Annotated in this window: 16 protein-coding genes and 1 pseudogene; 13 read left to right on the top strand and 4 right to left on the bottom strand. The window is 58.7% G+C overall.

The features are described from left to right. Positions 1-19: 19 nt before the first annotated feature. Positions 20-871: an MIP/aquaporin family protein gene (locus CAF65_RS08225; protein WP_085715844.1), complete on the bottom strand. Its 852-nt coding sequence runs from the start codon at positions 869-871 to the stop codon at positions 20-22. Positions 872-1,219: 348 nt separating this feature from the next. On the opposite strand from CAF65_RS08225, the gene ybaK reads away from it, so the two are divergent. After that, a complete protein-coding gene (gene ybaK, locus CAF65_RS08220; protein ID WP_007971306.1) occupies positions 1,220-1,690 on the top strand; it encodes a Cys-tRNA(Pro) deacylase in 471 nt (156 codons plus the stop codon). Positions 1,691-1,796: 106 nt separating this feature from the next. Next, positions 1,797-2,579 (top strand): PhzF family phenazine biosynthesis protein, encoded by a 783-nt coding sequence (locus tag CAF65_RS08215; RefSeq protein WP_085715843.1) that lies wholly within the window; start codon positions 1,797-1,799, stop codon positions 2,577-2,579. Positions 2,580-2,628: 49 nt separating this feature from the next. Here the strand turns inward: CAF65_RS08215 and CAF65_RS08210 are convergent, their stop codons facing one another. Then, positions 2,629-3,738, bottom strand: coding sequence for an ABC transporter ATP-binding protein (locus tag CAF65_RS08210; protein WP_085715842.1), 1,110 nt, complete (start codon positions 3,736-3,738; stop codon positions 2,629-2,631). Then, positions 3,735-4,655, bottom strand: coding sequence for an ornithine carbamoyltransferase (gene argF, locus CAF65_RS08205; RefSeq protein ID WP_085715841.1), 921 nt, complete (start codon positions 4,653-4,655; stop codon positions 3,735-3,737). The genes CAF65_RS08210 and argF overlap by 4 nt, the downstream gene beginning before the upstream one ends. Positions 4,656-5,285: 630 nt before the next feature. Between argF and CAF65_RS08200 the strand changes: the two genes are divergently transcribed. From CAF65_RS08200 to CAF65_RS08145, 11 genes and pseudogenes are all read left to right on the top strand, one after another. Beyond that, complete coding sequence (locus tag CAF65_RS08200) at positions 5,286-7,394, top strand: molybdopterin oxidoreductase family protein (RefSeq protein WP_085715840.1); 2,109 nt, start codon at positions 5,286-5,288, stop codon at positions 7,392-7,394. A 97-nt stretch (positions 7,395-7,491) separates the two neighbouring features. Then, positions 7,492-7,833 (top strand): Grx4 family monothiol glutaredoxin, encoded by a 342-nt coding sequence (grxD, locus tag CAF65_RS08195; protein ID WP_085715839.1) that lies wholly within the window; start codon positions 7,492-7,494, stop codon positions 7,831-7,833. A gap of 274 nt (positions 7,834-8,107) precedes the next feature. Continuing rightward, positions 8,108-8,242: pseudogene (locus tag CAF65_RS08185) on the top strand (transposase); the annotation flags it as partial. 495 nt (positions 8,243-8,737) lie between these two features. Further along, positions 8,738-10,363 carry an ABC transporter substrate-binding protein gene (locus CAF65_RS08180; protein ID WP_085715838.1) on the top strand — a complete coding sequence of 542 codons (1,626 nt, stop codon included), beginning with the start codon at positions 8,738-8,740 and terminating at the stop codon, positions 10,361-10,363. Positions 10,364-10,666: 303 nt separating this feature from the next. Next, positions 10,667-12,268: an ABC transporter substrate-binding protein gene (locus CAF65_RS08175; protein WP_085715837.1), complete on the top strand. Its 1,602-nt coding sequence runs from the start codon at positions 10,667-10,669 to the stop codon at positions 12,266-12,268. A 173-nt stretch (positions 12,269-12,441) separates the two neighbouring features. Then, positions 12,442-13,875 carry an OprD family porin gene (locus CAF65_RS08170; RefSeq protein ID WP_085715836.1) on the top strand — a complete coding sequence of 478 codons (1,434 nt, stop codon included), beginning with the start codon at positions 12,442-12,444 and terminating at the stop codon, positions 13,873-13,875. A 78-nt stretch (positions 13,876-13,953) separates the two neighbouring features. Then, positions 13,954-15,549 (top strand): ABC transporter substrate-binding protein, encoded by a 1,596-nt coding sequence (locus CAF65_RS08165; protein WP_085715835.1) that lies wholly within the window; start codon positions 13,954-13,956, stop codon positions 15,547-15,549. A gap of 73 nt (positions 15,550-15,622) precedes the next feature. Further along, a complete protein-coding gene (locus CAF65_RS08160; RefSeq protein ID WP_008018748.1) occupies positions 15,623-16,633 on the top strand; it encodes an ABC transporter permease subunit in 1,011 nt (336 codons plus the stop codon). A gap of 10 nt (positions 16,634-16,643) precedes the next feature. Next, a complete protein-coding gene (locus tag CAF65_RS08155; RefSeq protein WP_085715834.1) occupies positions 16,644-17,555 on the top strand; it encodes an ABC transporter permease subunit in 912 nt (303 codons plus the stop codon). Between the two features lie 10 nt (positions 17,556-17,565). Beyond that, complete coding sequence (locus CAF65_RS08150; protein WP_085715833.1) at positions 17,566-18,534, top strand: ABC transporter ATP-binding protein; 969 nt, start codon at positions 17,566-17,568, stop codon at positions 18,532-18,534. Further along, positions 18,534-19,514 carry a peptide ABC transporter ATP-binding protein gene (locus tag CAF65_RS08145; protein WP_085715832.1) on the top strand — a complete coding sequence of 327 codons (981 nt, stop codon included), beginning with the start codon at positions 18,534-18,536 and terminating at the stop codon, positions 19,512-19,514. Before CAF65_RS08150 ends, CAF65_RS08145 begins: the two co-directional genes overlap by 1 nt. 120 nt (positions 19,515-19,634) lie before the next feature. Here the strand turns inward: CAF65_RS08145 and CAF65_RS08140 are convergent, their stop codons facing one another. Continuing rightward, positions 19,635-19,895 carry a hypothetical protein gene (locus tag CAF65_RS08140; protein ID WP_085715831.1) on the bottom strand — a complete coding sequence of 87 codons (261 nt, stop codon included), beginning with the start codon at positions 19,893-19,895 and terminating at the stop codon, positions 19,635-19,637. Between the last annotated feature and the right edge of the window lie 214 nt (positions 19,896-20,109).

Genomic DNA, 20,109 nt, shown 5'->3' with positions numbered 1-20,109 from the left:
GGAGCACGCGCCAACGGTATCAGGAAGTTCTCGGTTTGCCGTCGATGGCCGGTACTGCTTCCTTTGTCGCTGGTGCGGCGTTTGGCAGATGACGGGCAATCAACCCGCGATATGCCGCAGCGCCGAGGCAGGCACCGACAATCGGTGCGAAAACCGGAATCAGGAAGTACGGAATGTCGCGTCCGCCAGTGAAGGAAATTTCACCCCAGCCGGCGAAGAAAGTCATCAGTTTAGGGCCGAAGTCTCGTGCGGGGTTCATGGCAAAACCGGTCAGCGGCCCCATCGAGCTGCCGATCACCGCAATCAGCAGGCCGATCAGCAGCGGCGCCAACGGGCCTTTGGGCAGGCCATTGTTGTCGTCGGTCAGGGACATGATCACGCCCATCAGGATGGCTGTAATGATCACCTCGACCAGAAATGCCTGGGCGGTGGTCAGTACAGGGTTCGGGAATGTGGAGAACACGGAGGCCAGTTCAAGGCTGGCTTGAGTGCCGCGAACCATGTGTTGCGTTTGTTCGAATTCGAAGAATAGATTGCTGTAGAGCGTGTAAACCAACAGTGCTCCACAGAAGGCCCCCGCCACTTGGGCGAGTACGTAGAAAGGCAGTTTACGCTTTTCGAAGTCCGCGAAAATGCTCAGGGCAATGCTTACGGCAGGGTTCAGGTGAGCTCCGGAAACCCCGGCGGTGAGGTAGATCGCCATGCTGACGCCGACGCCCCAGATGATGCTGATTTCCCACAAGCCAAAACTGGCACCCGCGACTTTGAGCGCGGCAACACAACCTGTACCGAAGAAGATCAGCAGCGCTGTACCCAGAAACTCGGCCATGCATTGGCTCGAGAGCGACGGTTGTTGTAAAGCAGTTGTCATTGAAACCTCATTTTTTTTGTTGTCTGGCGCTTTTTTCCATCATGGGCGAAGCGCGGTTTTCGCCGAGGCAGGATCCCCATCCTGGTCGCGGTTTACTGCCGGGTACTGCGGTAGGACATTTCGTGCAGTTTCATAAACGAAAAAATATAGACAAGAAACGCTACTGTCAAAGGTCGAAAGTGAACCATCGGTCATAAATAAACTATTCGTCGCATGAATGAACAAGTCGTTGGGTAATGGGATGGCCAGACGATGGCGTTATGGATGCGTTGCCGTAGAGCCTTTTAACGATCAATGTCCTAGAATCCGACGCAGTATTTTTCTTCTGCCGCCCTGTCTGGAGCTGCCATGACCCCCGCATTGGATTTGTTGAAAAAGGTTCGGGCCGAACATCGCGTACACAGTTACGAACATGACCCGAAGGCTGCCTCCTACGGGCTGGAAGCAGCGGAAAAACTCGGGCTCGATCCGGCGCAGGTGTTCAAGACCTTGCTGGCGGCCAGCGAAAAAGGCGAGTTGCTGGTGGCCGTGGTGCCGGTTGTCGGCAGCCTGGACTTGAAAGGGCTGGCCCACGCCGCCGGCGTGAAAAAGGTTGAAATGGCTGATCCGGCGGCAGCGCAGCGCTCCACTGGCTATCTGTTGGGCGGGATCAGCCCGCTGGGGCAGAAAAAGCGTTTGCGTACGTTCATTGATAATTCAGCCCAGCCCTTCGCCAGCATTTTTGTCAGTGCGGGTCGACGTGGACTGGAAGTCGAGCTGGCACCGGCCGTGCTGGCCGAACACACTCAGGCGAAGTTTGCCGATATCGGCCGTGCGTGAGCGTCGACGTGCGCGCAGCGCTGTATGGTGAAAATCAGCCAGCTCTGTCACTGGTGCCGGGGCGGCCGGCACTGCATGCTCAGCGGTCTGACAAAGGGAGAAGGTTATGCAACTGGAGTTCCATCAGGTCGACGCGTTCAGCCATCAGCCATTCAGCGGCAACCCGGCGATGGTCTATCGGCTCGATACCTGGCTTGCCGATGAATTGATGCAAAAAATTGCCGCCGAACACAACCTCGCCGAAACGGCGTTTGTCGTGCGCGAAGGGCAAGGCTGGCACATCCGCTGGTTTACACCGACCACCGAGGTGCCATTGTGCGGTCATGCGACGCTGGCTAGCGCCCATGTGCTGTTTGAGGTCTACAAGGAACCTGTCGAACGACTGGACTTCATCTGCAAATCCGGCCCGTTGAGCGTAACGCGTGAAGGTGGTCGCCTGTGGCTGGATTTCCCGTCGATCATCCCCTCGGAAATCGGCGTGACCCTCGATGTCGAGCGTGCGCTCGGCGTTGAAGCTGTCGATGTGCTGGGTTCGAATGAGTTGTTTGTGGTGCTGGAGTCCGAGCAAGCGGTGCTCGACTGCAAGCCGGACATGGTGGCCCTGGCGAAACTGCCATGGCTGGGTGCCATCGTGACGGCACGAGGCAACCAACACGATTTCGTGTCCCGTTATTTCGCACCGGCGATCGGCATCAACGAAGATCCGGTAACCGGATCGACTCATTGCAGCCTGATTCCGTACTGGTCGAAGCGTTTGGGCAAGTCGAGCCTGACGGCCTGTCAGCGTTCGACGCGAGGTGGGGAGTTGTTCTGCCGGCTGGAAGGTGACCGGGTGAAGATCGGCGGGAATGCGACCTTGGTTGCCAGCGGCACGCTGATGCTGGGATAACGCAATCCCTCTGTAGGAGCGAGCAAGCTTGCTCCTACAGAGGGAGGTATCAGTTGGCCGTGCTGTAACGCCGGACACCTGATTCAACGGCAGGAATCTGAGCCGCCTTGCTGCCTGACGCCTGGAACAGCACCAGGTGTTCAGCCGCGACACGAATACCCACATCCGCCCCAACCTGACAATCGACATGGCTCGGGAAGATCGATTCCAGCTGTGCGCCTGTCGGCAGCTGCAAGCGATACAGGGTCGACGCACCCAGGAAGGTCTTGCCAGAGATTTGCGCCTTCAGTGGGCTGTCCGGTGCATAAACGATATCGTCCGGGCGCAGCAGCACGTCAACAGCACCGCCTACCGGCCAGGTGTAGGCCCGGTTGCCGCGCAACTCACCCAACTCGGTCTGCACCGATTCGGGGCTGCTCAACTGACCGCGAATGAAATAGCCCTGGCCGATGAAGCTGGCCACAAAGGGCGTCAGTGGTTCGTGGTAGAGGTTGTAGGGCGTATCCCACTGTTCCAGTCGGCCTTCCTTGAACACGCCAATGTGGTCGCTGACCCCGAAAGCTTCTTCCTGATCGTGTGTCACCAGAATCGCGCTGGTGCCACGGGCCTTGAGGATGTCACGTACTTCATGGCTGAGCTTGCGGCGCAATTCGCCATCGAGGTTGGAGAACGGCTCGTCGAGCAACAGCAGTTGCGGTTCCGGCGCCAGTGCGCGGGCCAGGGCGACACGTTGCTGCTGCCCACCGGAAAGCTCGTGTGGGAAGCGCTTGCCGAGGTTCTTCAGGTTGACCAGTTCCAGCAGCTCTTCGGTAACGCGATCTTTTTGCGGGTGCTTGCGAATGCCGAAGGCGATGTTGTCGGCCACGCTCAAGTGCGGGAACAACGCGTAGTCCTGGAACACCATGCCGATGCGACGTTTCTCCGGGGCGAGGGTGAAACCGGCACTGGAGATGGTCTCGCCAGCCAGCTGGATTTCGCCTTCGTGTACCGGTTCGAAACCGGCAATCGCCCGCAGTGTGGTGGTTTTGCCACAACCGGAAGAGCCCAGCAGGCAACCGATGTCGCCGGCGTTCAAATGCAGGTTCAGGTCCTGCACCACACGTTGGTCCTGGTAGCCGCAGGCGAGGTTGCGCAGGTTAAGCAGTAATGGCTGGCTCATGCGTGGTGGTACGAAGGCGGAACGAGGAATTCGAGCAAGGCTTTTTGCGCGTGCAGACGGTTTTCGGCTTGATCCCAAGCCACCGAGCGCGGGTCGTCGAGCAGGTCGACGCTGATTTCCTCGCCACGGTGCGCCGGCAGGCAATGCATGAACAGCACGTCTTCAGCGGCCAGGTCGAGCAGGGCGCGGTTGACCTGGTAGGGGGCGAATAATTGCAGACGCTTGGCGGTTTCCTCTTCCTGGCCCATGGAGGTCCAGACGTCGGTGCTCACCAGGTGTGCGCCACGCACGGCATCTTTCGGGTCGCGAACGATGGTGACCCTATCGCCGGCCTTGGCCACGAATTCAGGATTGGGCTCATAGCCTTCCGGACAGGCAACGCGTAACTGGAAGTCGAACTGGATTGCCGCTTCTATATAGCTGTTGCACATGTTGTTGCCGTCGCCGATCCAGGCCACGGTCTTGCCCTGGATGGAGCCGCGGTGTTCGAGGTAAGTCTGCATGTCCGCCAGCAACTGGCACGGATGCAGGTCATCGGACAGGCCGTTGATCACCGGTACGCGGGAGTTGGCGGCGAACTCGGTCAGGTTGCTGTGGGCAAAGGTACGGATCATCACCGCGTCGAGCATGCTCGACATGACGATGGCGCAGTCTCCGATCGGCTCGCCACGGCCCAGTTGGGTGTCACGTGGCGACAGGAAGATCGCCTGGCCGCCGAGCTGGATCATGCCGGCCTCGAAGGAGATTCGGGTACGGGTCGAGGACTTCTCGAAAATCATCCCCAGGACGCGGTTTTTCAGAGGCTCGAACAGTACGCCGCGGTTACGCAGGTCCTTGAGCTCAACGCCTCGACGGATCACGCTGACCAGCTCTTCGGGCGTGCAATCCATCAGGGAGAGAAAGTGCCTTGCGCTCATCATTGACTACCTTTTTGCTACAAACCGCAGATGCTCAAAGCCTTGTTTGACGGAACAACGGGCGAGACCTGCGGCGTAAGCCGCACGGGGCGACGAAATAGGGGAAGGCGCGATCTTATAATTAAATGTCGCGTCTTACCAATAGGGCTACAGTTTTTAGGGAGTTTCAGAGGTGCTACGGGTTCACCGAGGTAGCGCTTTTGAAGCCTGTTTCCTGATAGCAGCGGCTCATTTGTACACCGGCCTCTCCGGGCTTGGCAATCAGGCGGGACGGCAATGGTGTGCTGGCAGTCGGTTTCTGACCTGTCATTCCTGGTCTTGAGCCGCGTGTCGCCAGCCTGAAATATTTACTAATGCAAAGTGCCGGGTTCTAAATAAATCTCGAGCGATGCAGGAAGCTTCTCGATGGAATCGAAAGAACAGCTGTTAATGGAGCTACCGGACCTCACGGCACGCTCGCTGACCCACCTCACCGCTTCGATGATGACCAAACTGAACTGGGGCGGTCATCGGCTGGCCTGATAACCTTCGATTCACAAGACGAACATCGCTGGCGTGGTGGCGGGTCTGGCACCATAGTTTTGTTTCCGCGGCCATCGTTGCCCGCCCATGACAAGACAGAGACTGGCCATGACCAAGACTCTCCATCACCGTGCGTGCCATTTGTGCGAAGCCATCTGTGGCCTGAGCATCGAAACCACCGAGGTCGAACGCGGTAACGTCCAGATCACGTCGATCAAGGGCGACCCTCAGGACACGTTCAGCCGTGGGCACATCTGCCCCAAGGCCGTGGCGCTGCAAGACATCCAGAATGATCCGGATCGCCTGCACCAACCCATGCAGCGGGTGGGCAATGAGTGGCAGCCCATCGAGTGGGACGCGGCATTCAATCTGGTCGCCGAACGCCTCGCCGCCATTCAGGCGCATCACGGGCAGAATGCCGTGGCGGTCTATCAAGGCAACCCCAGTGTGCACAATTACGGGCTGATGACCCACAGCAATTACTTCCTTGGCCTGCTGAAAACCCGCAACCGGTTTTCCGCGACGTCGGTCGATCAGTTACCTCATCACCTGACCAGTCATTTGATGTACGGCCATGGTTTGTTGCTGCCAATCCCGGACATCGATCACACCGATTTCATGCTGATCCTGGGCGGCAACCCGCTGGCTTCGAACGGCAGCATCATGACCGTGCCGGATGTGGAAAAACGTTTGAAGGCGATACAGGCCCGGGGTGGCAAAGTGGTGGTGGTCGATCCGCGCCGCAGTGAAACGGCGGCCATTGCCGATCAGCATCTGTTCGTTCGCCCTGGCGGTGATGCCGCGCTGTTGTTCGGGCTGCTCAACACCCTGTTCGCTGAAGGTCTGACCCGTGGCAGCCATCTGCCGGTTGACGGTCTGGAGGCGGTGCGGGCGGCCGTCGCGCCGTTCACCGCCGAGGCCATGAGTCCGTTGTGCGCCGTGCCGGCCGAACAGATCCGCCAATTGGCGCGGGACTTCGCCGCGGCACCGAGTGCAGTCTGCTATGGCCGCATGGGTGTCTCGACCCAGGCTTTCGGTACGCTGTGCCACTGGGCGGTGCAGTTGATCAATCTGGTCACCGGCAACCTCGATCGCGTGGGTGGCGCCTTGTGCACCGAGCCGGCGGTGGACCTGGTGGCGACGACATCGGGCGGGCATTTCAATCTGTGGCAGAGCCGGGTTTCCGGGCGCCCGGAGTACGCCGGAGAGCTACCGGTGTCAGCGCTGGCCGAAGAGATGCTCACCGAAGGGGAAGGGCAAGTCCGGGCGTTGATCACCGTGGCAGGCAACCCGGTACTGTCCACGCCCAATGGCCGAAAGCTCGAACAGGCGCTGGACGGGCTGGAGTTCATGGTCAGCATCGACCTGTACATCAATGAAACCACGCGTTACGCCGACCTGATCCTGCCATCCACATCGGCGCTGGAAAACGACCATTACGACACCACATTCAACCTGTTCGCGGTGCGCAACGTCAGTCGTTTCAACCGCGCCATCCTCGCCAAACCCGAAGGTGCATTGCACGACTGGGAGATCTTCGTCGGGCTGGCCAAGGCATTTGCCGTCAGGACCGGCAAAGAGTTGAAACCCACCATCGCTCCGGCGCAAATGATCGATCGCGGCCTGCGCATGGGGCTGTACGGCGACACTTCAGAGCACAAGCTATCGCTGGCGACTTTGTTCGATCATCCCCATGGTGTTGATCTGGGAGCGCTCAAGCCTAACCTGGCGCCACGCCTGAAGACTGCCAATCAACGTATCCAGGCCGCGCCTGCGGTGATTCTCGCCGACCTGGCGCGCTTCGCAGCCTTGCAGGCGCCGGCTGCCGACGAGTTGTTGATGATTGGCCGTCGGCATGTACGCAGCAACAACTCATGGATGCATAATTATCATCGGTTGGTGAAGGGCAAGCCACGTCACCAGTTGCTGATGCATCCGGACGACCTGGCCAGTCGCGGGCTCAGTGACGGGCAGCGCGTGCGAGTCAGTTCGCGGGTGGGCGTGATTGAAGTCGAAGTGCTTGGCAGTCTGGACATGATGAAAGGCGTGGTCAGCCTGCCTCACGGCTGGGGTCATGCGCGGCCGGGCGTACAAATGTCGATTGCCAGCAGTCAGCCAGGCTCCAGCGCCAACGACCTGACCGACGAATGCCAGATTGACGAGCTGTCGGGAAATGCCGCGCTCAATGGCGTGCCGGTGACCGTGGCCGCCGCATGAAACATACTGACGGAGAGACCGAGCAGGGCGCTCGGCTTTCCGTTACAATGCGCCACCGTGCCGACCCATGAGTCGGAAAGTTCAGCCGAGGTGCTCCATGGATATCATCGAAACGATTAAAGAGCAGATTGCCAACAACACCATTCTGCTTTACATGAAAGGCTCGCCGAATGCCCCGCAGTGCGGTTTCTCTGCGAAAGCTGCACAGGCCGTGATGGCGTGTGGTGAAAAGTTTGCGTACGTGGACATCCTGCAGAACCCGGAAATCCGCGCCAACCTGCCAAAATATGCCAACTGGCCAACCTTCCCACAGCTGTGGGTTGCCGGTGAGCTGGTCGGCGGTAGCGATATCATGACCGAGATGGCCGCCGACGGTTCGTTGCAAGCGCTGATCAAGGAAGCCGCTGCCAAAGCCGCTGCTCCTAAGACCGAAGCCTGACTGACACCTCCTACAGAGGCAGCAGGCATTAAGAAAGCCCCGCCACTCGAAAGAGGGCGGGGCTTTTTTCAAGGTTCTTCACGGAACCCCGGGAAACACAGAAACAAGAACGCCGATTTGATTGACGATGTTCGTGCGAGCAAACACAGCGAGCAAACCGGCGTTCTTATGCGCGATATTAAGACTTTCCTTCCTTTTGGGAGGGCTTTTCTGTCGTCACCATCAAACCTGACGGCGACGCCCTACAGATCGATCTGACTCCCCACGCTACGAAATACCAGCTCTGATCCAATTCGCCGAACGGCTAAAGGGTTACTGGCGGGGCATTGTGAGCCGAGTTCACTGGCCGATGCACGCCGGTCAGTTGGAAGGGATAAACAATCGAATAAAAGTCATCAAGCGGATGGCGTAGGGTTACCGGGATAGCGAATTCTTTTTCATGAAGATCAAGAGTGTCTTTCCAGGCAATCTGTGATGAACCTTTTTTTTGGCAGTGTTCAGGCATGAGCTATAACTGGATAGTCCACTGAGAAAAGCCGGCAGCTGCACCTGGTGCAACTGAGATTAATTGGCCACTATCGGTGCAACAATAACCACTTTTATTCACGCCATACCCACCGCACAAAACGGGGTATAAATAAGTAACACCCTGCCCTGGTCGGGAGCACCCGGTGCTCATGACGCACCCTGAAAGTGCGTCGTTTGCACCGTAAAAAGACCGTGCAAACGGTCAAATGCGTCAGGAGTTATACAAATGCGACATTAAGGTACGTTCGTGCCACCGTTTAAGGCTTGTAGTCACTCTGGATCTTGCATTGGGTATGGCCCCTGCATAAGTATCCGCAGGCACGACTCACGAGGTCGTCCTCTAATTCCAAAAATGACAACAAATCATGAGGCCACCATGCTTAAACACGCGGTCATTCCGTTTTTAGTTGGCGCAAGCTTGTTAGCCAGCGCACCGTTCGCCCAAGCAGCGACTAACCTGGTGTTCTGCTCCGAAGGGAGCCCGGCCGGTTTCGATCCAGGTCAATACACCACCGGAACCGACTTCGACGCCTCTGCAGAAACCATGTTCAACCGCCTCACCCAGTTCGAGCGCGGCGGTACCGCCGTTGTTCCTGGTCTGGCGACCAAGTGGGACATCTCCGATGATGGCCTGACCTACACCTTCCACCTGCGTGAAGGCGTCAAGTTCCACACTACTCCGTACTTCAAGCCGACTCGTGAGTTCAACGCCGACGACGTGCTGTTCACCTTTAATCGCATGATTAACAAGGATGACCCGTTCCGTAAGGCGTACCCGACCGAATTCCCGTACTTCACCGACATGGGGATGGACACCAACATCACCAAGATCGATAAAGTCGACGACCACACGGTCAAGTTCACCCTCAAGGAAGTTGACGCCGCGTTCATCCAGAACATGGCCATGAGTTTCGCCTCGGTACAGTCCGCCGAGTACGCTGCCCAGCTGCTCAAGGAAGGCAAAGCCGCCGACATCAACCAGAAGCCGGTTGGCACTGGTCCGTTCGTGTTCAAGAGCTACCAGAAAGACTCCAACATCCGCTACACCGGGAACAAGGACTACTGGAAGCCTGACGACGTGAAGATCGACAACCTGATCTTCGCCATCACCACAGACCCGTCGGTACGTATCCAGAAGCTGAAGAAGAACGAGTGCCAGATCACTCTGTTCCCGCGTCCGGCCGACCTGAAGGCGCTCAAGGAAGACAAAACCCTGAAAGTGCCTGATCAGGCTGGTTTCAACCTGGGTTACATCGCCTACAACGTGATGGACAAGATCAAGGGTGACGACAAGCCGAACCCGATGGCCCAACTGAAAGTGCGTCAGGCACTGGACATGGCCGTCAACAAGCAGCAGATCATCGACTCGGTTTACCAGGGCGCCGGCCAACTGGCCGTCAACGCCATGCCACCGACCCAGTGGTCCTACGACACCACTATCAAGGATGCACCGTACAACCCTGAGAAAGCCAAAGAGCTGCTCAAGGAAGCCGGTGTGAAGGAAGGCACCGAAATCGTTCTGTGGGCGATGCCGGTACAGCGTCCGTACAACCCGAACGCCAAGCTGATGGCAGAAATGCTGCAGTCCGACTGGGCGAAGATCGGTATCAAGGCCAAAATCCAGAGCTACGAATGGGGCGAGTACATCAAGCGCTCCAAAGGCGGCGAGAACGGCGCGATGCTGATTGGCTGGAGCGGCGATAACGGTGACCCTGACAACTGGCTGAACGTGCTGTTCGGCTGCGACTCCCTGCAAGGCAACAACTTCTCCAAGTGGTGCGACAAGAAGTTCGACGGCATCGTGAAAGAAGCCAAGCGCACGACCGATCAGGCCAAGCGCACCGAACTGTACAAGCAGGCGCAACACGTCCTCAAAGATGCTGTTCCAATGACACCTATCGCTCACTCGACGGTGTTCCAGCCCATGCGTGCCGAAGTGCAGGACTTCAAGATCAGCCCATTTGGCTTGAACTCCTTCTACGGCGTCAGCGTCAGCAAATAAGGTTTTGCAATGGCGACGTTTCTGACGTCGCCGTTGCTTTATCTACCGAGAAAGCAGGAATTCGCCTACATCCAAATCCGCAGCTGACTACAGCATCGGGTGAGGACGCGTTGCCATTTCCTACGAGTCTTCAGGACTCTACGCATTTACTGCCGGACCCATGGTTCATACCGTCGGGATCCGACCAGTGCATGCGTGGGTCATCGGTTACTGCTGCGTGCATGGCTTGAAATCAGTGATGCCTCTACGTCTGCGGACGAGACGGCGGCTCATTGACAACACTTTGAGAGAAAAGGGAGCGTTATGCGCCATACCTTGGTTTTATCCGCACTGCTGGGCACCGGCCTGTTGGCCGCCACTTCCATCAGCCAGGCCGCCAACAACAGCCTGGTGTTCTGTTCCGAAGGCAGCCCCGCCGGTTTCGATACGGCGCAGTACACCACTGCGACCGACAACGACGCCGCCGAGCCGCTGTACAACCGGTTGGCAGAATTCGAGAAAGGCGCGACCAACGTCGTACCGGGCCTGGCCACGAGCTGGGATATTTCCGAGGACGGCCTGAAGTACACTTTCCACCTGCGCGAAGGGGTGAAGTTTCATACCACCAAATACTTCACGCCAACCCGTGATTTCAATGCCGATGACGTGCTGTTCACGTTCAATCGCATGCTCGACCCGCAACAGCCTTTCCGTAAGGCTTATCCGACAGAGTTTCCGTACTTCAACGGGATGAGCCTGAACAAGAACATCGCCAAGGTCGAAAAGACCGGGCCGCTGACCGTGGTCATGACGCTCAACAGCGTGGACGCCGCGTTCATCCAGAACATCGCCATGAGCTTCGCTGCCATCCTTTCGGCCGAATACGCCGACAAGCTGCTGGCGCAAGGCAAACCGAGCGACATCAACCAGAAGCCGATCGGCACCGGGCCGTTCGTGTTCAAGAGCTATCAGAAAGACTCGAACATCCGTTACACCGGCAACAAACATTACTGGGACCCGAGCCGGGTCAAGCTCGACAACCTGATATTCGCCATCAACACCGATGCCTCGGTGCGCGTGCAGAAACTCAAGGCCAACGAGTGCCAGATCACCCTGCACCCGCGCCCTGCCGATGTGACCGCGCTGAAGAACGACCCGGCCCTGCAACTGATCGAGAAGCCTGGTTTCAACCTCGGCTACATCGCCTACAACGTGCGCCACAAACCGTTCGACCAGCTCGAGGTGCGTCAGGCGCTGGACATGGCGGTGAACAAGCAAGGCATTCTCAATGCCGTTTACCAGGGCGCGGGGCAACTGGCGGTCAACGCCATGCCACCGACCCAATGGTCCTACGACGACACTATCAAAGACGCCACCTACAATCCGGAAAAAGCCCGGGAATTGCTCAAGGCTGCCGGCGTCAAGGAAGGCACTGAAATCACCCTCTGGGCCATGCCGGTCCAGCGTCCATACAACCCCAACGCCAAGTTGATGGCCGAGATGCTTCAGGCTGACTGGGCGAAGATCGGTCTCAAGGTCAATATCGTCAGCTATGAGTGGGGCGAGTACATCAAGCGCACCAAGAATGGCGAGCACGACATCAGCCTGATCGGCTGGACCGGTGACAATGGTGATCCGGACAACTGGCTGGGCACGCTCTACAGCTGTGACGCCATTGGCGGCAACAACTACTCGATGTGGTGTGATCCGGCTTACGACACGCTGATCAAGCAGGCCAAGGTCGTCACCGATCGTGACCAGCGCACCCAGCTCTACAAACAGGCGCAACAGTTGCTCAAACAGCAAGTGCCGATCACGCCTATCGCCCACTCAACGGTCAATCAGCCGCTGAGCGCCAAAATCGAAGGGTTCAAGGTGAGCCCGTTCGGCCGCAATGTTTTCTCGGGTGTCAGCATAGAAAAATAACCGATTAGCCAGAAATGCCAGAGGGCGGATTTTCCGCCCTCACGCAGACGCTTTGCCGTCTTTCGCCAACTTGGCTGATAGCAAACGTTTGCGATGCCATGAACGAGTTCTAAACCAATAGCCGGATCACAAAAAAAGACCGGTATAAAAAAAGAAAGTAAGGAGCTTTACCCATGAAACTGAGCAGCACCGCGTTATTGGCCCTGGCCATCAGCAGCGTAACCGCCACGGCTTACGCAGAGACCCAAAGCCAGGCTTTCACCCCGGTTACCGTGAACGAGAAAAACGCCCAGAGCGAAGCCACCGGCTTTGTCGAAGGCCAGTCGATCACTGGCACCACGCGTAACTGGTACGCCAACGAGCAACTGCAACGCGGCGCCAAGTTCGCCTACAAGAAAGACGGCGTTTCGACCCCGACCGATCGCCGGATCAACTGGGTCCAGGGCACCATCCTCAAGTACAACTCGGGCTTCACCGAAGGCACTGTCGGTTTCAGCACTGAAGTGGCGGCCTATAACGCTATCGCCCTGGATCGCGACCGCAAGGACCTGGCATCCAACAACGGTGGCGCACCGGGCACTCGTCCAGGCGCGGGTAACAACCGTACCCTGACCAAGGAAGGCGGCGACGCTCAAGGCCAGTGGAGCAAACTGGGCCTGGCCAACGTCAAGGCCCGTGTTTCCAACACCACCCTGACCGCCGGTCGCATGAACTTCAGCAGTCCGATGGTCGACGTGATCGGCAACCGTGCACTGCCTTCGAGCTTCGAAGGTCTGGCCATCCACAGCGAAGAACTGAACAACTTGGCCTTCGACCTGGCCACCTTCGACCGCAACTCACCGCGTACCGAAGAAAGCCAGCGCAAATTCCGCACCGAATACGCCAACGGCATCGTCGAAACCGACCACGTCTACACCGGCGGCATCACCTACAACCCGCTCGCCAGCCTGACCACCAGCCTCTGGGCGACCCAGGCTGAAGACATCTGGAACCAGTATTACTTCGGCGCCTCTCACGTACTGGGCGATAGCCAGGTACTGAGCCTGACCACTGGCCTGAACTACTACAAAACCAAGGAAACCGGTAAGGCCCTGATCGGCGACATCGACAACGACACCTACTCGCTGTCGTTCGGCCTGACCCACCAGGCCCACACCCTGACCTTCTCGTATCAGGAAGTGAACGGTAACGAGTACTTCGACTACCTGCATGAAACCAACGGCATCTACCTGGCCAACTCCCTGCTGTCGGACTTCAACGGCCCGAACGAAAAATCGTTCCAGGTTGCCTACGGTTTGAACATGGCCGAATACGGCGTACCGGGCCTGAAGTTCAACATCTACCAGGCTCGTGGCTGGGGCATCGACGGTACTCACTACACCGGCAACGGCGGCGTGGCGGGCAAGGGTTACGACGGCATCCAGGCCCAGGATGGCGAAACCCATTATGAATACGGCATCGGCGCGACCTACGCCGTGCAGAGCGGCCCGCTCAAGGCCACCACGATCCGCGGCACCTACACCGCTCACCGTGCCAGCGAAAACCAGGCTGACGGCAGCATCAACGAGTTCCGTCTCGTGACCACGGTTCCGTTCAACATCCTGTAATACCGCTGCCGAACGGTTGGCTCAGCCATGAATCGGCCGTTCGGCTTTTGTCCTTTAACTGATTGCAGAGGGTTCTTGATGAAAATGCTTCCCCTACGTGCGGCCATCGCGGCTGCTTTGCTCAGTGTCGCTGTCGGTGTCTCGGCCAAACCCCTGGTGGTTTGCACCGAAGCCAGCCCCGAAGGCTTTGACATGGTCCAGTACACGACTGCAGTCACCGCCGATGCCGTGGCCGAAACCATCTTCAATCGCCTGGCGGACTTCAAGCCCGGTACCACCGAAGTGATTCCGGCGCTGGCCGAATCCTGGGACATCAGCGAAGACGGTCTGAGCTACACCTTCCATCTGCGTAAAGGCGTCAAATTCCACACCACCGAATACTTCAAGCCGACCCGCGACATGAACGCCGACGACGCGGTCTGGAGCTTCCAGCGTCAGTTGGACCCGAATCATCCGTGGCACAAGCTGTCGAGCGTGGGCTTCCCGTACTTTGAAAGCATGGGTTTCAAAGAGCTGCTCAAGAGCGTAGAGAAAGTCGACGACAACACGGTCAAGTTCACCCTGACCCGCCGCGAAGCGCCATTCCTGGCCGACATCGCCATGGCCTTCTCCTCGATCTACCCGGCCGAATACGCCGACCAGTTGCTCAAGGCCAACAAGACCGGCGACTTGAACAGCAAGCCGATCGGCACCGGCCCGTTTGTCTTCCAGCGTTACAACAAGGATGCCCAGGTTCGTTTCAAGGCCAACCCGGACTACTTCCGTGGCAAGCCACCGGCCGACTCGCTGATCCTGGCCATCGCGACCGACAACAACGTGCGCCTGCAGAAGCTCAAGGCCAACGAGTGCCAGGTCGCGCTGTATCCGAAGCCGGATGACATCCCGAGCATCAAGAAAGACTCGAACCTGAAGGTCGACGAACTGAACGCGATGACCGTTTCCTACGTCGCCATGAACACCACCCACAAGTACATGAGTGACGTGCGGGTGCGCAAAGCCATCGACATCGCCTTCGACAAGGAGGCGTACGTCAATGCGTTGTTCGGCAAGGGCAATGCAACGGCCGGGGTCAACCCGTACCCGGACACCCTGCTGGGCTACAACCACAGCCTGAAGAACCCGCCCCGTGACCTGGACAAGGCTCGCGCCCTGCTCAAGGAAGCCGGCGTACCGGAAGGCACCACGTTCACCCTGTTCACCCGCAACGGTGGTGGTCCGACCAACCCGAACCCGATGCTCGGCGCGCAGATGATGCAAGCCGACCTGGCCAAGGTCGGGATCAAGATCGACATCCGCGTGATGGAATGGGGTGAAATGCTCAAACGCGCCAAAAACGGCGAGCACGACATGGTTTCCGCCGGATGGGCGGGCGATAACGGCGACCCGGATAACTTCCTGACGCCTATGCTCAGTTGTGAAGCGGCCAAGAACGGAGAAAACTACGCTCGCTGGTGCAGCGACAAGTTCCAGGCGCTGATCGACCAGGCCCGGGAAAAAACCGATCCGGCCGAGCGTGCCGCGCTCTACGAGCAGGCCCAGGTTGTTTTCAACGAGGACCAGCCATGGATCAGCATGGCGCACACTAGAATGTTTACCGCAATGCGCAACAACGTAGAGGGCTATAACATTAGCCCCCTCACCACGAATAACTTCGCCACCACCCAGGTGAAGTAGATAAGAAAACTCCCGGCATGCCTGACCCAGGCATGCCGGGCACGCCTACCCGGCTGATGAGGTACACCTTACGATGTTTAGTTTTATTGCCCGCCGACTGGGGTTACTGATCCCCACGTTTTTTGGCATCACCTTGCTGACATTTGCGTTGATTCGCATGATCCCTGGCGACCCCGTGGAAGTCATGATGGGCGAACGCAGAGTCGACCCGGAAATGCACGCTCAGGCAATGGAACGCCTAGGTCTGAACAAACCCCTGTATGCCCAGTACCTGGATTACATCGGCAAACTGGCCCACGGCGACCTCGGTGAATCCCTGCGAACCCGTGAAAGCGTCTGGAGCGAGTTCAGCTCTCTATTCCCCGCGACCCTGGAACTGGCCACGGCCGCCATGTTGTTCGCCGGCATCCTGGGCCTTCTGGCCGGGGTGATCGCGGCACTCAAGCGAGGATCCCTGTTCGACCATGGGGTGATGGGTGTCTCCCTGGCGGGATACTCGATGCCGATCTTCTGGTGGGGCCTGATCCTGATCATGTTCTTCTCGGTGAGCCTGGGATGGACCCCGGTGTCCGGGCGGATCGACCTGCTTTACGACATCGAGCCACGCACCGGCTTCATGCTGATCGACACGCTGCTGGCCGATGACGTCAGCGCGTTCGTCGATGCCCTGCACCACCTGATCCTGCCGGCCATTGTGCTCGGTACCATCCCGCTGGCGGTAATCGCGCGGATGACCCGTTCGTCGATGCTGGAAGTGCTGCGTGAAGACTACATTCGCACCGCCAAGGCCAAGGGCCTGTCGCCGTCGCGCGTGGTGTTTGTGCACGGTCTGCGTAACGCGCTGATTCCGGTACTGACGGTAGTCGGCCTGCAAGTCGGCACCCTGTTGGCCGGTGCGGTCCTGACCGAAACCATCTTCTCGTGGCCCGGCATCGGCAAATGGCTGATCGAAGCCATTGGCGCCCGGGACTATCCCGTCGTGCAAAACGGCATCCTGTTAATCGCCTGCCTGGTGATTCTGGTCAACTTCGTAGTGGACATCCTCTACGGCTTTGCCAACCCACGCATCCGTCATCAGCGCTGAGATCATGACCATGACCACTCCAATTCCATCGGTAGCAGTCGATCAAAGCCTGCTGTACCCGTCCCCGTACAAAGAATTCTGGCAAGCGTTCTCCAGGAACAAAGGTGCCGTCGCTGGCCTGATGTTCATGCTGCTGGTTATTTTCTGCGCCATTTTCGCGCCGTGGGTCGCACCCCACGACCCGAGCGAGCAATACCGTGATTTCCTGCTGACCCCGCCAGCCTGGCTGGAAGGCGGGCAGATCCAGTTCCTGCTCGGCACCGACGAACTGGGTCGCGACCTGCTGTCGCGCCTGATCACGGGCTCGCGCCTGTCCTTGATGATCGGCTTGTCGTCGGTGGTGATGTCGCTGATCCCGGGTATCCTGCTGGGTCTGTTCGCCGGGTTCTTCTCGCGCATGGTCGGCCCGACCATCATGCGCCTGATGGACATCATGCTGGCCTTGCCGTCCCTGCTGCTGGCCGTGGCGATCGTCGCTATCCTCGGCCCAGGCCTGATCAACACCGTGATTGCCATCGCCGTGGTGTCCCTGCCGTCCTACGTTCGCCTGACCCGCGCCGCGGTAATGGGTGAACTGAACCGCGACTACGTGACAGCCGCGCGCCTGGCCGGTGCAGGCCTGCCACGCCTGATGTTCGTCACCGTGCTGCCCAACTGCATGGCGCCGCTGATCGTTCAGGCCACCCTGAGCTTTTCTTCGGCGATCCTCGATGCCGCCGCACTGGGCTTCCTCGGCCTTGGCGTACAACCGCCAACCCCTGAGTGGGGCACCATGCTGGCTTCGGCCCGCGACTACATCGAACGCGCCTGGTGGGTGGTGAGTCTGCCTGGTTTGACCATTTTGCTCAGCGTGCTGGCAATCAACCTGATGGGCGACGGCCTGCGCGATGCGCTGGATCCGAAACTCAAGAACGCCGCCTGAGGAGATTCCCATGTCACTGTTAGAAATCAAGAATCTCAACGTTCGCTTCGGCGACAAAAACGCCACGCCAGTTGTCGATGGCCTCGACCTGAAAGTGGACAAGGGCGAAGTGCTGGCCATCGTTGGCGAATCCGGCTCCGGCAAATCCGTGACCATGATGGCGCTGATGGGGCTGATCGAGCATCCAGGCATCGTCACCGCCGACTCGCTCATCTTTGATGGCAAGGACATGCTCAAGCTCAACAATCGCCAGCGCCGGCAGATCGTCGGTAAAGACCTGTCCATGGTCTTCCAGGATCCGATGACCGCGCTGAACCCGAGCTACACCGTCGGTTTCCAGATCGAAGAAGTACTGCGCCTGCACCTGAAAATGTCCGGCAAGGCTGCCCGCAAGCGCGCCATCGAACTGTTGGAAAAAGTTGAGATCCCGGGTGCCGCCAACCGTATGGACGCCTACCCGCATCAACTGTCCGGTGGTATGAGCCAGCGTGTCGCGATTGCCATGGCGATTGCCGGCGAGCCGAAACTGCTGATCGCCGACGAACCGACCACGGCGCTGGACGTGACGATTCAGGCACAGATCATGGACCTGCTGCTGGCGTTGCAGAAAGAGCAGAACATGGGCCTGGTACTGATCACCCACGACCTCGCCGTCGTGGCCGAAACCGCCCAGCGCGTGTGTGTGATGTACGCCGGCCAAGCGGTCGAAGTCGGTCAGGTGCCGCAACTGTTCGACATTCCGGCACACCCGTACAGCGAAGCACTGCTCAAGGCGATCCCGGAACACAGCCTGGGTGCCTCGCGCCTGTCGACCCTGCCGGGTATCGTTCCCGGTCGCTACGACCGTCCACAGGGTTGCCTGCTGTCGCCACGCTGCCCTTACGTGAAAGACAACTGCCGTCAACAACGTCCGGCACTTGACCCGAAAAGCAACAGCCTCGCTCGCTGCTTCTACCCGCTGAACCAGGAGGTGGCGTAATGGCCGTCGTTCTTACTGCCCGCGACCTGACCCGTCACTACGAGGTGTCCCGAGGCCTGTTCAAGGGGCATGCCACCGTGCGCGCCCTCAACGGCGTATCGTTCGAACTGGAAGCCGGCAAGACCCTCGCCGTCGTAGGCGAGTCGGGCTGCGGTAAATCCACCCTGGCTCGTGCCCTGACCCTGATCGAAGAGCCGTCCTCCGGCTCCTTGAAAATTGCCGGACAGGAAGTCTCCGGTGCCGACAAGGCCCAGCGTAAACAACTGCGCAAAGACGTGCAGATGGTGTTCCAGAGCCCCTACGCCTCGTTGAACCCACGGCAGAAAGTCGGTGATCAACTGGCTGAGCCGCTGCTGATCAACACCAACCTGAGCGCCGCGGAACGTCGTGAGAAAGTTCAGGCGATGATGAAGCAGGTGGGCTTGCGTCCTGAGCACTACCAGCGTTATCCGCACATGTTCTCCGGTGGTCAGCGCCAGCGGATCGCCCTGGCCCGCGCAATGATGTTGCAACCGAAAGTGCTGGTGGCGGACGAGCCGACTTCGGCACTGGACGTGTCGATCCAGGCACAGGTGCTCAACCTGTTCATGGATTTGCAGCAAGAGTTCAACACCGCCTATGTGTTCATTTCCCACAACCTGGCGGTGGTGCAACACGTTGCCGATGACGTGATGGTGATGTACCTCGGGCGCCCGGTCGAAATGGGTCCGAAGAACGACATCTACGAGCGTCCTCTGCACCCTTACACCCAGGCACTTCTGTCGGCCACGCCGACGATTCACCCGGACCCGAACAAGCCGAAAATCAAGATCGTCGGCGAGTTGCCCAACCCGCTGAACCCGCCACCTGGCTGCGCGTTCCACAAACGCTGCCCCTACGCCACAGCGCGTTGCAGCACTGAAGAGCCGGCCCTGCGCCTGCTCGACAGGCGCCAGGTGGCTTGCCACTACGCCGAGCAGTTCCTCGACGGCGCGGCATAAAAAACTGCAGGAGCGAGTTTGCTCGCTCCTGCAGGGATTCGCGGATTAACCCAACCCCTTCCACTTCGATTGCGCATCAGTCGAGGCAGAAGGGGTTTTCTTTTGCTTGCCATTCAGCAATCAGGTCTGGCTGTCGCCTTCTTCTTCATCATCGGAGTCCGGCTCGTCAGTGGTCGAGTCATCGCCGTTGTCGGCACCACCCTGTCCCTCATTGCCCGGTTCGGACTCGGACTTGGCGAGCATCAATCCACTGTGCCCCACCTGTCCGCTGAATGCCTGAGTGTCGTGATTCTCACATTCGGCCCAGGCCGTTGCGGTGCCAAGGGACAGCATCACCATCACTTTCAACAGCAGTAAAGCGCGTAGCAACCTGTTCTTCATGATCGATTCCATCCTCTTTCAGGTGAACCCAAGTGCCTGGCTGGCGCTCTGTGAAATCTAGTTCCGATCAGCCGGGTTCACCAGACAGGACGCTAATGAGCGGCCGGAAATGCCGTGGATGGAAAGACTGGTTTCGAATAAGTCCAATTACCGGATCGACTAAGCGAATCTGCTTTGCGCGCTTGCCCGGAAATCGCGTCCGGCTCACGCGAAC

It is taken from the genome of Pseudomonas sp. B28(2017) (assembly GCF_002113025.1).
Classification (GTDB): domain Bacteria; phylum Pseudomonadota; class Gammaproteobacteria; order Pseudomonadales; family Pseudomonadaceae; genus Aquipseudomonas.
This window is presented reverse-complemented; position numbering and strand designations above follow the sequence as displayed.

What these genes read in the sequence shown, in the direction of transcription:
- CAF65_RS08200 (WP_085715840.1), top strand. Translation starts at nt 5,286, where the DNA reads ATGACCAAGACTCTCCATCACCGTGCGTGCCATTTGTGCGAAGCCATC.
- argF (WP_085715841.1), bottom strand. Translation starts at nt 4,655, where the DNA reads ATGAGCGCAAGGCACTTTCTCTCCCTGATGGATTGCACGCCCGAAGAG.
- CAF65_RS08180 (WP_085715838.1), top strand. Translation starts at nt 8,738, where the DNA reads ATGCTTAAACACGCGGTCATTCCGTTTTTAGTTGGCGCAAGCTTGTTA.
- CAF65_RS08215 (WP_085715843.1), top strand. Translation starts at nt 1,797, where the DNA reads ATGCAACTGGAGTTCCATCAGGTCGACGCGTTCAGCCATCAGCCATTC.
- CAF65_RS08225 (WP_085715844.1), bottom strand. Translation starts at nt 871, where the DNA reads ATGACAACTGCTTTACAACAACCGTCGCTCTCGAGCCAATGCATGGCC.
- CAF65_RS08165 (WP_085715835.1), top strand. Translation starts at nt 13,954, where the DNA reads ATGAAAATGCTTCCCCTACGTGCGGCCATCGCGGCTGCTTTGCTCAGT.
- grxD (WP_085715839.1), top strand. Translation starts at nt 7,492, where the DNA reads ATGGATATCATCGAAACGATTAAAGAGCAGATTGCCAACAACACCATT.
- CAF65_RS08155 (WP_085715834.1), top strand. Translation starts at nt 16,644, where the DNA reads ATGACCACTCCAATTCCATCGGTAGCAGTCGATCAAAGCCTGCTGTAC.
- CAF65_RS08170 (WP_085715836.1), top strand. Translation starts at nt 12,442, where the DNA reads ATGAAACTGAGCAGCACCGCGTTATTGGCCCTGGCCATCAGCAGCGTA.
- CAF65_RS08160 (WP_008018748.1), top strand. Translation starts at nt 15,623, where the DNA reads ATGTTTAGTTTTATTGCCCGCCGACTGGGGTTACTGATCCCCACGTTT.
- ybaK (WP_007971306.1), top strand. Translation starts at nt 1,220, where the DNA reads ATGACCCCCGCATTGGATTTGTTGAAAAAGGTTCGGGCCGAACATCGC.
- CAF65_RS08210 (WP_085715842.1), bottom strand. Translation starts at nt 3,738, where the DNA reads ATGAGCCAGCCATTACTGCTTAACCTGCGCAACCTCGCCTGCGGCTAC.
- CAF65_RS08175 (WP_085715837.1), top strand. Translation starts at nt 10,667, where the DNA reads ATGCGCCATACCTTGGTTTTATCCGCACTGCTGGGCACCGGCCTGTTG.
- CAF65_RS08140 (WP_085715831.1), bottom strand. Translation starts at nt 19,895, where the DNA reads ATGAAGAACAGGTTGCTACGCGCTTTACTGCTGTTGAAAGTGATGGTG.
- CAF65_RS08150 (WP_085715833.1), top strand. Translation starts at nt 17,566, where the DNA reads ATGTCACTGTTAGAAATCAAGAATCTCAACGTTCGCTTCGGCGACAAA.
- CAF65_RS08145 (WP_085715832.1), top strand. Translation starts at nt 18,534, where the DNA reads ATGGCCGTCGTTCTTACTGCCCGCGACCTGACCCGTCACTACGAGGTG.